This is a genomic window from Streptomyces sp. NPDC005761, from assembly GCF_040630635.1.
Lineage (GTDB): Bacteria > Actinomycetota > Actinomycetes > Streptomycetales > Streptomycetaceae > Streptomyces.
The window spans coordinates 1-13,490 of the sequence record NZ_JBEXXX010000056.1; the positions used below are offsets into that span (position 1 = coordinate 1).

The 13,490-nt window shown below is 71.1% G+C and carries 12 protein-coding genes and 1 pseudogene; 7 read left to right on the forward strand and 6 right to left on the reverse strand.

The features are described from left to right. Nucleotides 1–153, forward strand: a pseudogene (locus ABZ434_RS32795) (ABC transporter); the annotation flags it as partial. Then, nucleotides 150–941: an ABC transporter permease gene (locus ABZ434_RS32800; protein ID WP_359144590.1), complete on the forward strand. Its 792-nt coding sequence runs from the start codon at nt 150–152 to the stop codon at nt 939–941. The pseudogene ABZ434_RS32795 and the gene ABZ434_RS32800, both read left to right, overlap by 4 nt. Before the next feature lie 146 nt (nt 942–1,087). Here ABZ434_RS32800 and mnhG read toward each other — a convergent pair whose 3' ends face one another. Genes mnhG through ABZ434_RS32830 form a run of 6 tightly spaced genes read right to left on the reverse strand, consistent with a single transcriptional unit; the run spans nt 1,088 to nt 7,586 of the window. Then, nucleotides 1,088–1,441: a monovalent cation/H(+) antiporter subunit G gene (mnhG, locus tag ABZ434_RS32805; RefSeq protein ID WP_359144593.1), complete on the reverse strand. Its 354-nt coding sequence runs from the start codon at nt 1,439–1,441 to the stop codon at nt 1,088–1,090. Then, nucleotides 1,438–1,755: a monovalent cation/H+ antiporter complex subunit F gene (locus ABZ434_RS32810; protein ID WP_359144596.1), complete on the reverse strand. Its 318-nt coding sequence runs from the start codon at nt 1,753–1,755 to the stop codon at nt 1,438–1,440. Before ABZ434_RS32810 ends, mnhG begins: the two co-directional genes overlap by 4 nt. Next, nucleotides 1,752–2,396: a Na+/H+ antiporter subunit E gene (locus tag ABZ434_RS32815; RefSeq protein ID WP_359144599.1), complete on the reverse strand. Its 645-nt coding sequence runs from the start codon at nt 2,394–2,396 to the stop codon at nt 1,752–1,754. Before ABZ434_RS32815 ends, ABZ434_RS32810 begins: the two co-directional genes overlap by 4 nt. Then, on the reverse strand, nt 2,393–4,045 hold the full coding sequence (locus ABZ434_RS32820) for a Na+/H+ antiporter subunit D (protein ID WP_359144602.1): 1,653 nt from the start codon (nt 4,043–4,045) through the stop codon (nt 2,393–2,395). Before ABZ434_RS32820 ends, ABZ434_RS32815 begins: the two co-directional genes overlap by 4 nt. Continuing rightward, entirely contained in the window at nt 4,042–4,671 is a 630-nt protein-coding gene (locus tag ABZ434_RS32825) for a Na(+)/H(+) antiporter subunit C (RefSeq protein WP_359144605.1), read from the reverse strand. The genes ABZ434_RS32820 and ABZ434_RS32825 overlap by 4 nt, the downstream gene beginning before the upstream one ends. Next, nucleotides 4,668–7,586: a Na+/H+ antiporter subunit A gene (locus ABZ434_RS32830; protein WP_359144608.1), complete on the reverse strand. Its 2,919-nt coding sequence runs from the start codon at nt 7,584–7,586 to the stop codon at nt 4,668–4,670. The genes ABZ434_RS32825 and ABZ434_RS32830 overlap by 4 nt, the downstream gene beginning before the upstream one ends. 381 nt (nt 7,587–7,967) lie before the next feature. Here ABZ434_RS32830 and ABZ434_RS32835 point away from each other — a divergent pair, with 381 nt between their 5' ends. The 5 genes from ABZ434_RS32835 to ABZ434_RS32855 are packed head-to-tail and all read left to right on the forward strand — an operon-like array spanning nt 7,968 to nt 13,430. Then, entirely contained in the window at nt 7,968–10,832 is a 2,865-nt protein-coding gene (locus tag ABZ434_RS32835; RefSeq protein WP_359144611.1) for a nitrate- and nitrite sensing domain-containing protein, read from the forward strand. After that, nucleotides 10,829–11,266, forward strand: a complete 438-nt coding sequence (locus tag ABZ434_RS32840) for a roadblock/LC7 domain-containing protein (protein WP_359144614.1) — start codon at nt 10,829–10,831, stop codon at nt 11,264–11,266. Before ABZ434_RS32835 ends, ABZ434_RS32840 begins: the two co-directional genes overlap by 4 nt. Before the next feature lie 47 nt (nt 11,267–11,313). Further along, on the forward strand, nt 11,314–11,670 hold the full coding sequence (locus tag ABZ434_RS32845) for a DUF742 domain-containing protein (RefSeq protein ID WP_359144709.1): 357 nt from the start codon (nt 11,314–11,316) through the stop codon (nt 11,668–11,670). 6 nt (nt 11,671–11,676) lie between these two features. After that, a complete protein-coding gene (locus ABZ434_RS32850) occupies nt 11,677–12,246 on the forward strand; it encodes an ATP/GTP-binding protein (RefSeq protein WP_359144616.1) in 570 nt (189 codons plus the stop codon). Nucleotides 12,247–12,296: 50 nt separating this feature from the next. Further along, a complete protein-coding gene (locus ABZ434_RS32855; RefSeq protein WP_359144619.1) occupies nt 12,297–13,430 on the forward strand; it encodes an FAD-dependent monooxygenase in 1,134 nt (377 codons plus the stop codon). The last annotated feature ends 60 nt before the right edge of the window (nt 13,431–13,490 follow it).

A 13,490-nucleotide genomic window follows, 5' to 3' on the forward strand; every position in this document is an offset into this window, starting at 1 on the left:
GAACTGCGCTCCATCCTCGACTGGCTCGACTCCGCCGGCATCGAGGCGGACGAACTCACCGTCCACACCCCCGACCTCGACGACGTGTTCTTCGCACTGACAGGCACCAACCAGCCTGCCCAGCCCAGCCAGTCCAAGGAGACAGTCCGATGAGCGCCCTTGCCCTCGCCGTCCGCGACTCCCACACCATGCTGCGCCGGAACCTCCTGCACGCCCGGCGCTACCCCTCCCTCACGCTGAACCTCCTGCTCACCCCGATCATGCTGCTCCTGCTCTTCGTCTACATCTTCGGCGACGTCATGAGCGCCGGCATCGGCGGCGGCAACGCGGACCGCTCCGACTACATCGCCTACATCGTCCCCGGCCTGCTGCTCATGACCATCGGCTCCACCACCATCGGCACCGCCGTCTCCGTCTCCAACGACATGACCGAAGGCATCATCGCCCGTTTCCGCACCATGGCCATCCACCGCGGCTCCGTCCTCGTCGGACACGTCGTCGGCAGCGTCCTGCAGTGCATCGCCAGCGTCATCCTCGTCGGGGCGGTCGCCGTGGCCATCGGCTTCCGCTCCACCGACGCCACCCTCCTCGAATGGCTCGCCGCCTTCGGACTGCTCGTCCTCTTCGCGACCGCGTTCACCTGGATCGCGGTCGGCATGGGCCTCATCAGCCCCAACGCCGAAGCCGCCAGCAACAACGCGCTGCCCATGATTCTTCTCCCCCTCCTCTCCAGCGCGTTCATCCCCGTCGACACCATGCCCGGCTGGTTCCGGCCCATCGCCGAATACCAGCCCTTCACGCCCGCCATCGAAACGCTCCGCGGCCTGCTGCTCGGCACCGAGATCGGCTACAACGGCTGGCTCACCCTCGCCTGGTGCCTGGCCCTCACCGTCCTCGGCTACTTCTGGTCGACCTCGAAGTTCAACGACGATCCGAAGTAGGGGAGTCCGGTCGGCATCCGACGGCCTCGGGCCGCACCTCGTCCCACTCCGGGGCGGCGGTGCGGCCCACTCAGTTGCACCGACCGCTGCCGCTGTAGCAGGGCGAGTACCCGGCGCTCGAGCGGGACGGCTGAGCCGGTGCCGGCTCAGCTCTCCTCGGTGAGCTGCTCGTCCAGTTCGTCGAAGAGCAGTTCCCTGTGGTCGATCTGCCCCGTGCGGTAGGCGGAGCGCGCGACCAGGTGTGCGGCCACCGGCCCGGTCATCAGCTGGAAGAAGCCGATCAGCGCCAGCGTCGCGAGGTCCATGCCGCTGCGCAGCCGCAGCGCGACCCCGGCCAGCACCAGCAGCATGCCGAGGGACTGCGGCTTCGTCGCGGCGTGGCTGCGGGACAGGACGTCCCGCAGCCGCAGCATGCCGATCACACCGAGCAGGCAGATGGCCGCGCCGATCAGCAGCAGGACCGCGCCCGCCGTGTCCGCGATCTGGAGCCAGAGACTCATGGTGTCTCCTTGTCGGCCCGCGGGCGGCCCGGCGGCCGGTCGCGGACCGCGATGAAGCGGGCGATGCCGACCGATCCCGTGAATCCGAGGAAGGCCAGTACCAGCATGATCGGGAAGTAGAACGGATCCCGCGCGAAGGCGGACTTGGCGCCGAGCCCGGAGATGATGAGGGCCGCGCAGACGTCCAGCGAGAGCGCCCTGTCCAGCATGGAGGGGCCGCGCCAGATGCGGAACAGCAGGCCCGCTCCGGCGACGACGATCAGGACGACGGATGCGGTCAGCAGCACCCGGTCGACGGTCTCCGGCACACTCATGCGCCCTCCTCCTGGTCTCCCGGCCGCTCGCCGGTGTGCGGGGCGGGCGGGGGCGGGACGGCGACGCGGTCGATCTCGTCGCGGGTCCCGAAGGCCCGGACGGTCAGTTCCTCCATGCGCCAGACCGAACGCCGGGCCGCGTCCAGCTCGAAGGGCAGGTCCGCGTCGAGGACGTGCACGAAGACGGTGGCGGTGGCGCGGCGTACCTCGACGACCGACCCGCCCGGCACGTTCGACACCGCCACAGCCGTCGCCGTGAGCATCAGGTCCGAGCGACAGCGCAGTGGTACGGCGATGACGGCGGGCCGGTGCGGGTGGTCCGCGAAGATCTGCCGGGTCACCTTCACGCCGGAGGTGTACATGTCGTAGAACAGATAGGCGGCCAGCCGCAGGATGCCCCAGGGGTGCAGCCGCAGCCCCAGGTCGACCTGCGGCAGGGGGAACGCCAGACAGACGGTCACCGCGACCACGGCGCCGGTCAGCACGTTGGCCCAGTTGAGGCTGGACCAGAGCAGTACCCAGATGACGGTGAGCCAGGCGATCAGCGGGAGGTCGAGCACGCGCGGCCGGCGGCCGCCGAACTCACAGCTGAGGGGTGGCAGTGCGTTGTTCCGGCGAGGGAACGTGATCAGGCGCTTCACCGGCCGAGCACCGCCTCGATATACGGGGCACGCGCGATGAGTTCGGCGGCCGAGCGGTCGGTGTACGAAGTCAGGGGGCCGGCGAACACGGTGTAGGCGAGCCCGAGCGCGACCGTCGCGGCGGTGGCCCAGGTCATCAGGTGCGGCAGTCTGGTCGTGGTCGTGACGGCATGGCCGTGGAGGGTGGCCGCGACCGCGCGTCCGGCCGGCTCGTGGCGGGGGCGTACCCCTTCGTCGCCGGTGCCCGGCATCCGGTCGGGGCCTTCGTCGGTGTCGTCGTCGGTGTCGTCGTCCGACTCCAGGACCGTGCCGTCCGCGGCCTGGCCGGGGGGTGCGGCCCGCCAGAACGCGAGGTTCCAGACCTTGGCCATCACGTACAGCGTGAGCAGGCTGGTCACCGTGGAGCCGATGACGAGGATCCACGCCCAGACGCTGCCGTCGGCGACACCGGCGCGCATGAGTCCGAGCTTGCCGATGAAGCCGGAGAGCGGCGGGATGCCGGCCAGGTTCATCGCGGGTACGAAGAAGAGGACGGCGAGCAGCGGGGCGGCTCTGGCGATGCCGCCGAGCCGGGTGAGCTCGGTCGTACCGCCCCGACGCTCGATCAGTCCGGCCACCAGGAACAGCGTGGTCTGGACGGTGATGTGGTGGACGACGTAGACGATGGCGCCGCTGTACGCCTGGCGGGTGGCGAGGCCGATGCCGAAGACCATGTAGCCGATGTGACTGATGAGGGTGAAGGAGAGCAGCCGCTTCAGGTCGGTCTGGGCGACGGCGCCGAAGATGCCGACGACCATCGAGGCGAGCGCCGCGGCCATCAGGAGGTCGCCGAGCCGGTTGCCGGGGAAGAGCAGGGTCTCGGTGCGCAGCATGCAGTAGACGCCGACCTTGGTGAGCAGTCCGGCGAAGACCGCGGTGACGGGGGCCGGAGCGGTCGGGTAGGAGTCGGGAAGCCAGGCGGCGAGAGGGAAGACGGCGGCCTTGATGGCGAAGACGGTCAGCAGCATCGCCTGGATCAGGGTCTGGACGCCCAACGGGAGTTCGGCGAGGCGGCCGGCCAGCTGGGCGAAGTTGGCGGTGCCGGTCGCCGCGTAGGTCATGGCGATGGCGGTGAGGAAGAGCATCGAGGAGAACAGGGAGATGATCACGTACGTGGAGCCCGCCCGGATCCGGGAGCCGGTGCCACCGAGGGTGAGCAGGACGAAGCTGGCGACCAGCATGATCTCGAAACCGACGTACAGGTTGACGAGGTCGCCGGCCAGGAAGGTGCAGGAGACCCCGGCGACCAGGATCAGGTACGCGGGGTGGAAGACCGCGACCGGCGTCTCCTCGTCCCGGTCGGCCATGCCCTGGCCCAGGGAGTAGACGAGGACGCAGAGGGTGACGGCCGAGGAGACGGTCAGCATCAGCCCGGAGAGCCGGTCGGCGACCAGGGTGATGCCGAGCGGCGGCGCGAAGTCGCCGAGGTGCACGCTGAGCGGGCCGTTCCTGTCGGCGGCGATCATCAGGGCGACCGACAGGCCCAGCACGGCCGTGAGCACGGCGACGCTGATGAAGCGCTGGAACTGTTTGAGCCGGGTGCCGAAGGCGAGGCTCAGGCCGGTGGCGCAGAGCGGCAGCAGCACCGGCAGGGGGACGAGTGCGTTCACCCGGTGTCTCCTCGGTTCACGTCGTCGGGGGTGCTGGGGGTCTCGGGCCGGTCCGTGGGGCGCCGGGCCGCGTAGTCCTCCGGGTCCGCGCCCAGCACGTCGTGCCACAGGTCCCCGCTCGCGTCCCGGCCGCGGGCCTGGAGGGCGCGGTCGGCACGCAGCCTGGCCCGCAGACGGCGGCGCTCCTCGCGGTAGCGGCGGCGCTCCTGGACCGTGCGGTCCGAGGCGGCGCGGTACTGCTCGCGCAGTTCGTCGCGCTCCCCCAGCACCTCGGCACGCAGCACGATGCGGCGGTCCTCGTCGTCGTCGTGCACCTCGTCCGTGCCGGTCAGCTGATGGCTGCGGTAGGCCATGGCGAGGAGGAAGGCCGTGGTGGCCAGCGTGATGACGATGGCGGTGAGGGCGATGGCCTGGGGCAGCGGGTCGGTGACCCGGCCCAGTTCGACGCCGTAGAGCAGGGGTTCGCGCCCGGCCGACCCGGTCGTGGACAGGACGAGCAGGTTGATGCCGTTGCCCGCGATGACCGCGCCGAGCAGGATCCGGGTGAGGGGCCGGGTGAGCATGAGGATGCCACCGACCGCGCACAGGACCGCGGCGGTGGCCAGGAGCGAGACGCTGACGGTCATGGGGTGGCGCCTCCCGTTCCGGGGGCGGGGCCGGGTGCGGGCCCGGCCGCCGCCTGTTCGGCCGCCGCCCGCTCGATCTGCCGGTCGATCTTGGCCCCGAGGGCCCGCACGATGTCCAGCACCACGCCCAGGACCAGCAGATAGACCCCGCAGTCGAAGATCACCGGCGTACCGAAGTGGTAGTCGCCGATCAGCGGCAGGTGTCCGTGGTGGGTCCAGGCGTGCAGGACCGTACCGTCCGCGAGGCCGAGCAGCGCCACTCCGGTGGACAGGAACAGGCCGAGGCCGGTGAAGAGCCCGGGCTGCAGGGGCGCGGCCTCGGCGAGTTCGAAGCGTCCGCCCGCCAGGTAGCGGGTGATCAGCGCGACCCCGGCGACGAGTCCGGCGACGAATCCGCCGCCGGGCATGTTCTCCGCGCAGAACAGCAGATACACCGAGAGCACCAGGATCGGGTGGAACAGCAGCCGGGCCACCACCTCGAAGACGACGGAGCGGTGCTCGGGCGCGAGCGTGGAGCCGGCCGCCAGCCAGCTGCGCTCCGGCGCGCCCTCATCGCCCTGTGGCAGCCCTGTCAGCGGGGTCGTGGTGACCGACCAGGCGGTGCGCCCCCGCACCTCCGACGGTGCCGCGGTTCCCTCGGCGCGGCGGTGCAGGTAGATCAGACTCGTCACGCCGATCGCCGCGGTGGCCAGGACGGCGGACTCCCCCATCGTGTCCCAGGCCCGCAGGTCCACCAGGATCGTGGCCACCACGTCCTTGAGGCCGTGGTGCGCGGTCTCCTCGACCATGGCGTCGCCCGCAGGATCCGCGGTGCGTGCGGCCGCCGCGACCCACACCACCACACTGAGGGTGGCCGCCGCCGCGAGCGCCACCGGGATCCGGACGGCCCGCCGCCAGGTGCTGACCGACTCCTGGAAGTGCACCGGCATCCGCCGCAGCACCAGCACGAACACGATCATCGACACGGTCTCCACGCAGAACTGTGTGAGGGCCAGGTCCGGTCCGCCCTGGACGACGAACAGCAGCGCCGTCCCGTACCCGGTCAGTCCGGCCAGCACCACCGCCTTCATGCGGCGCCTGACGGTCAGGCAGAACAACGCCGCCGCGCAGGTCAGCGCCGCGACGGCACCCTGCAGCGGTACGTCCCACAGCCGCGGCGCCGCGGCCCCGTGCCACGGCCGGTCGACGCCGAGCACGGTGAGCTGGCCGGCGAGCATCACGAGCAGGGTGGTGGCGAGGTAGACCGACAGGGAGCCGCGCTGGACGAAGCCGGTGATCTGGAGCGAGAGCCGTTCGAGGCCCAGCAGCAGATGGCCGAAGACGTTGTCCGCCGTCGGCCACGCGATCCGCCGGGAGAGCCTGACGACCGGGCCGCGCGCGGCGAAGAGCACCGCACCGCCGGCAGTGGCGACGGCGGACAGCAGCAGGGCGGTGCCCCAGCCGTGCCAGAGCGCGAGGTGGTACGGGTGGGCGGGGGCGGGGAGGTCGTCCGCGTACGCGCTCAGGAGCCGGTCGGTCCACCCCACGCCGGGGCCGAGGACCAGCCCGCAGGCGGCGAGCAGGGCGGGCGGGGCGAGGAAGGCCCAGCCGACCCGGTGGACGGGGGTGTCGGCGATCCCGGGTTTGCGCCAGAAGGCGCCCCAGACGAACCGGACGGTGTACGCGACGGTCAGCATCGACCCCGCCACCGTGATGCCCAGCGCCCAGCGGTCCGCCGCGTCGCCGTGGAGCAGCGCGTCGAAGGCGGCCTCCTTCGCGGCGAACCCGAGCAGCGGGGGCAGTGCGGCCATGGAGGCCGCGGCGGTCACGGCGACGGCGCACACGTGCGGCAGCGACCGCCCGACGCCGGAGAGTCTGCGCAGGTCACGGGTGCCGGCCGCATGGTCGACGATTCCGGTGACGAGGAACAGCGGGGCCTTGAACAGGGCGTGGCCGAGGATCATGACGGCGGCGGCCAGTGCCGCGTCGCGGTTGCCGACACCTGCGAGCAGCGTGAGGAAGCCGAGCTGGCTGACGGTGCCGTAGGCGAGGACGATCTTCAGGTCGTTGAGCCGCAGGGCCCGCCAGCCACCGAGCAGCATCGTCGCGGCACCGAGGACCATCACGACGGGCCGCCAGACGGGTACGTCGGCGAAGCCCGGGGCTAGCCGTGCGACCAGGTAGACGCCCGCTTTGACCATGGCGGCGGCGTGCAGATACGCGCTGACGGGGGTGGGCGCCGCCATGGCGTTCGGGAGCCAGAGGCTGAACGGCCAGATCGCCGATTTCGACAGGGCCCCGCACAGGATCAGCACCACGGCCACGGAGACGGCGAGGCCGGCGGGGGGCGGGTCGGCGAGGATCGCGGAGATGCGGTAGGTGCCCGACGCCTGACCGATGATCAGGAAGCCGATCAGCATGGCGAGTCCGCCGAGGGTGGTGACGGTGAGCGCCTGGAGGGCGGAGCGGCGACTGTGCCGTTGCTCGCTGTCGTAGCCGATCAGCAGGTAGGAGAAGACCGTGGTCAGCTCCCAGAAGACGTAGAGCGTGATCAGGTCGTCGCTGAGGACGAGGGCGAGCATGGCGCCGGCGAAGGCGAGCAGGTTCCCGGCGAATCCGGCCAGTTGCGGGGTGTCGTCGGTGAAGTAGGAGGCGCAGTAGAGCAGGACGAGCGTGCCGACGCCCGCCGCGAGCAGCACCATGAGTTCGGCGAGGGCGTCCAGGCGCAGCGCGACGGAGACGTCGTACGCGGGGATCCAGGCCCACGACCAGGTGACCGAGGCGCCGGAGGCCGCCGTGTCCCACTGGGTGAACGCCCAGCAGGTGGTGGCGGCCGGGGGCAGCGCGAGGACCACGAAGGCGCGCGCGCCGAGCCGCCCCACCAGCGGCCGTGCGCACGCGGCGAGGACGAAGTGGCAGAGGACGAGCGCGGTCATACGGCAGGCGTGGCGGGAGAGGCCACAGAACAGACAATGAGCACTAAGTACAGATATATCCCCAGCCACACTTCACCCGTACGGCGCGCCGCACGGACAGTGATTGACCGTCGGCCCGCTGCGCGACGGCTCCTCGAAGCGCCGCATCCGCTTCTTGCGGCCGCCGCCGTAACGTCACTTTCCGGACAGCTCCGCGCGTTGATGGTGGTTCTGTGCATGATCGGTGATGCACATGTGAGCCCGCTTCCTTTCCTTTTTTGCAGTGTGACTAATATCTATGTGTCGAAGTTTCCAACGGATTTGACCAGTCGTGAGGCTGGCATCATCGTCAAGGAGCATGCCCTGCGCACGCGCGCGTCAAGGCGGAGCGGCTCGACCACAATGTCGCTGCGGACGGCCCTGCTCGTACTGGCCATCGTCCCCGGTGTAGCACTGGCCGCCCTCTGGGCCGTCACCAGTGGTCAGACTCTGCTCGACTTCCAGAGGCAGGCAGCCCAGGGGCTGTTGGCCCAGAAGGCCGGCCAGCCGTCCAACATCGTGTACTACAACCTGCAGGAGGAGCGGCGGCTGAGTGCCGAAGCTCTGGCCCGCCACGGAGGTGTCACCGACGAGCTGCGCAAGCAGCGCAAGCTGACCGACGAAGCGATCACCGGGTTCCAGTCCCTGTCGGACATCGCCACCGACGACGCCCCGGACGAGGTCCGGGACGCGGTCGTCCGGGCCCGTACGGCGATCACCCAACTCCCGGCCCAGCGCTCCCTCGTCGACGAGGGGGACAACGACCAGCAGAAGGCCGTGTACCGCTACTACACGGACCTGATAGCCGTCGACCTGAAGCTCTTCACCGCGCTCAGCCATGTGGACAACGGCGAGATCACCACGCTGTCGCAGCCGCTGGTCGACCTGTTCTGGGCCAAGGAGATGATCTCGCGCTCGGACGCCCTGCTGGCCCGCGGCTGGGTCCGGGGCAAGCTGAGCACGGCAGACCTCCAGGAGGTCCGTCAGGCCGTTTCCGGCCAGTCCTTCCAGTACGCCACCAAGGTGGTCCCCTACCTCCCGGCGGACGAGAAGGCCATGTGGGAGGAGATCGCCGCCAGTTCGGCCTGGAAGACCAAGACCCGGGTGGAGACGGAGGTTCTGCGCCCCGCGGACGCGGACAGTGCCGGTTTCGTCAGCCTCCGCGCGAAGGAGGCGACCTGGCGCGGCGCGATGGACCAGGTCACCCCCCAGCTGATGAAGCTGATGGAGCACCGCACCGACCTGGTCGTCGCGAACGGCAAGGACAGTGTCCTCTCCCTGCTGATCAGGGTCATCCTCACCACGGTCATCGGCCTCGTCGCCGTCATCGCCGTCATCTGGATCACCTGGCGCCTCACCCGCAACCTGCGCCGCCGGATCGGCCGGCTCCAGGAGCGGGCGGAGGAACTGGAGAAGGCGCTGCCCGATGTCGTCGAGCGACTCGGCAAGGGCGAACGCATCGATGTCGAGACCGAGGCCCGCGCCATCGGTCACGACCGCAAGGAGGGGGGCAAGGCCGACGAGCTGACCCAGCTCGGTCACGCCCTCGACCTGGCCCGCACCAGCGCCCTCCAGGCGGCGGTCAACCAGGCCGACCAGCACCGGGGCTTCGAGCGGCTGCTGCAGCGCATCGCGCGCCGCACCCAGCAGTTGATCGGCCAGCAGCTGAAGAAGCTGGACGAGCTGGAGCGCAAGCACGAGGACCCCGAGGTGCTGGACGGCCTCTTCGACCTCGATCACCTCACAGCCCGCCTGCGGCGCTACGAGGAGAACCTCGTGATCCTCGCGGGCGGCTCCCCGCACCGGCGCTGGCGCAAGCCCGTACCGCTGCTGGACGTCATGCGCTCCGCCCAGGGCGAGGTGCAGGACTACCAGCGTGTGGTGCTGGATCTGGACGGCGCCCCGTGGCTCTCGGAGCGGGCCGTCGGCCCGGTCTCCCACGTACTGGCGGAGCTGATCGAGAACGCACTCACCTTCTCCAAGCCGCCCAGTCCCGTCGAGGTCAGGGCGGCCCGGGTCAGCCGGGGTCTGGCCATCGAGGTCGAGGACCGCGGGCTCGGCATGGAGGAGGAGCAGCTCGCCGAGGCCAACGAGCTGATGAGCAAGCCGCCCCGGATGGACGTGCTGGCGCACGCCGACGACATCCGCCTCGGCCTGTACGTGATCGCGCGTCTCGCCGACCAGCACGGCCTGCGGGTGGAGTTCCGCCAGTCGGCCTTCGGCGGCACCCGCGTCGTCGTGCTCGTCCCGGACGCGCTCACCGTCCCCGGCCCGCACTCCGGCCCGGTAGCCGTCCCCTCCCCCGAGAGCGCGGACACCGCACCGGCCCCGGAACCCTCCCCGGCCAGCGGCGCCGACGCCCTGCCCAGCCGCGGCCGCGGCCAGGCCCTCGCCGGTGTCACGGCACTGCACGCCTCGGGCGCACCGTTCGACACCACCGGTGCGCCCTACACGGTGGCGGACGAGCCCTTCCCCGACCGGGAGGAGCAGCCGCAGCCGGCCCCCGCCGACAACCCGTTCGGTGACCCGGTGACCCCGTACACCCCGTACGCCGACAGCACGCCGGGAAGTACGTACGGCCAAGCCGTACCCGCCTCCCCTTACGGCGGCACGGACCAGGGCCCGTACGACAACCTGGGCGACACCGCGTACGGCACGTCCCACCAGGACACGTACGCGGACACCGAGCAGCCGTACATGAAGGCCGAGGGCCAGTACCCGGTACCGCACCAGCCCTACCAGACGCCCGAGGAGCCGTACGTGTCTCCGCCCCAGCCGTACCCGGGACCGTACGCGGCGGGCGTCCCCGAGCGGACCGGCTATCAGGTGCCCGGGCCCCGGCAGCCGGAACTGGCAGCCGGGCACCCGGGACAGCTCCCGGTGGCCGAACCCGACCATGCGGCTCCCCCGGCGGCCGGTACGACCGGCCGGGAGGGCGGGCCGGGGCGGCCCGCACTGCCGGCGGCACCCGCCACGGAACCCCCGTTGCCTCGCCGGGTGCGACAGGCCAGCCTCGCGGACGAACTGCGGATCACTCCGGCCGCCGCGCCTGCGGCGTCCCCGTCGCCGGGCCGGTCGGCGAACCCGCAGTCCCGTCCGGCCCCGCGCCGCGCCGGTGCCGCCATCGGAGCCTTCCAGCGCCGGTCCCGCGCGGCACGCGCGACCGACGAGCCGCCGACGCAGCCCGACCCTCCCGCACCCCTCCCCACGAGAGAAGAACGGTCATGACACGCACAACCGCCACTCACCAGGACCTCGACTGGCTGCTCGACGGTCTTGTGGACTCGGTGGCCGAGACCCTGAACGCCGTGCTGCTCTCCGACGACGGGCTGGTGGTGAGCCACTCGCGCACCGTCGAGCGGTCCGACGCCGAGCGGCTGGCCGCCATCTGCACCGGCCAGCAGAGCCTGGCCCGTGGTGTGGGCCAGCTCTTCAACGGCGGCGGCGTGCACCAGGTGATCGTCGAGCTGTCGGATCTGTGGCTCTTCATCATCTCCGCGGCCCAGGGCACACATCTGGCCGTCGTCGCCTCCCAGGAGGTGGACGCCGAGATCATGTCGCTCGCCATGCACAACCTCGTCCAGCAGGTCGGCCAGAAGCTCAGCACCCCGGTGCGGGGCGACTTCAACGCCTTCGGCGGCGGGGACGGGCCGCGCGCGTGACCCCGCACTGGGAGGACGAGGAGACGGAGGAGGACGGCGCGGGCACCATGGTGCGCCCGTACACGATCACCCGTGGCCGGACCGCTCCCGAGCGGGACGACTTCACCCTCATCACCGTGCTGACGACCGCGCACGACCCACGGGACGGGCACGGCGCACCGGTCCATCCGGGCAGGCTCCAGCCGGAGCACCGGATGATCCTGGAACGCTGTCTGCGTCCGGCCGCGGTCGCCGAGGTGTCCGCCGACCTCAACCTCCCGGTGTCGGTGACCAAGATCCTGCTGGCGGACCTGGTCGCCCAGGGCCTGCTGCTCGCCCGTGCGCCCCTTTCGGTGGCCCGGGCGGCCGGTGGCGCCGACATGGGAATGCTGGCCGCCCTTCGCGACGGACTCGGGAGACTCTGAGCCAAGATGACCATCAGTCAGGCGGCCCCCGCCGCCGTAAAGATCCTGATCGCCGGCGGTTTCGGCGTCGGCAAGACCACCCTCGTGGGCGCCGTCAGCGAGGTCGCGCCCCTGCGCACCGAGGAGTTCCTGACCAAGGCCAGCATCGGCGTCGACGACCTGGCCGGTGTGGGACAGAAGGACACGACCACCGTGGCCCTGGACTTCGGCCGGATCACGGTCAGTCCGGAGCTCGTCGTCTACCTGTTCGGCACACCGGGCCAGGAGCGCTTCTGGTTCATGTGGAACGACCTGGTCAACGGGGCCCTCGGCGGCGTCGTGATCGCCGACACCCGGCGGCTGGAAACCAGCTTCGCCTCGATCGACTTCTTCGAGAGCCGGGACATCCCGTTCGTCGTGGCGATCAACTGCTTCCACGGGCACAACACCCGCACTCTGGACGAGGTCCGAGCGGCCCTGGACCTCGATCCGCATGTCCCCCTGCTGGTCGGCGACGTACGCGAGCGGCCGTTCGGACGTGACGTGCTGCTGGCCCTGGTGGACCACCTGATGAGCCTGCCCGTCGCGGCCGGCTGATCGCCCTCCCCCCGCTCCTTCGCACCATTTCCGCACTGGAGAGAACCGATATGGCAACACCTCTGCGCGTCCTGATCCACGGCGGCGGCATCGGCGGACTGACCCTCGCCACCGCCCTCGCCCGGCGCGGCCACACCGTCGAGGTCGCCGAACTGCGCGACGAGCTGGAGGCCCTGGGCGTCGGCATCATCCAGCCGTCCAACGCCCTGCACGTCATGCGGGAGATCGGGGTCCTCGACGACTGCCTCAAGGCGGGCTTCGAATGGGAGGTCCTGACCATCGCCGACCCGGCCGGCAACACCCTGGCCGAGATCCCGCAGCCCCGCATGGGCGACGCCCCGTCCAACAACGGCATCCCGCGCCCCGAGCTCGCCCGGATCCTCGGCACCGCCGCCACGGCGGCCGGGGCCACGATCCGCTTCGGCGCGACCATCACGGAGCTCACCGACGACGGCGAGGGCGTGGACGTCACGCTGTCCGACGGTTCGGCCGCGCGCTGGGACCTGGTCGTGGGCTTCGACGGCATCGGCTCGCCGTTGCGCACCCGGCTGTACGGCGACCGCTACGTTCCCGAGTACACCGGCTTCGCCAACTGGCGTGTCACGATGGCCCGCCAGGAGCAGGTCAAGGGCGTCGTCATGGGCACCGCGGGCCAGGCCGCCAAGGCCCTGCTCACCCCGATCACGGACGAACTGATGTACCTGGGCACGGTGTTCGCCGAGGCCGAGGACTTCCGGCCCGACGCCGAGAAGGCGCACGAGCAGCTCAAGGAGCGGCTGCCGATGTTCTCCGGCCCGGTCGCCGAGGCCCTCGCCGCCGTCAGCGGTCCGGAGGCGGTCGTGTACTCGCGGATCTCCCAGGTGACCGTCGAGGAGCCCTGGCACGTCGGCCGGGTGGTCCTGGCCGGTGACGCCGCGCACGCGAGCACCCCGCACATCGCGCAGGGTGCGGCGATGGCCGTGGAGGACGCGCTCGTGCTCGCCGAGTCGCTGGACGCCGAGGCGGACGTGGCGGCCGCGCTCGATGCCTGGGAGGCCCGTCGTCGCCCGCGTGCCATGTGGGTACAGGCCATGTCGCGTGCCGTGCTCAAGCAGGAGACGGGCGGGGAGACGACGCCCGAGGAGGACGAGCTCCTGAAGATCGGCATCCCGGGGGCGGCGCACGTGCTGGTGCAGCCGTACTGATCGCGCGCGCCGATCGTCGCGATCATCCTGAACGCCCTGTGCGGGACCGGATTCCCGGGC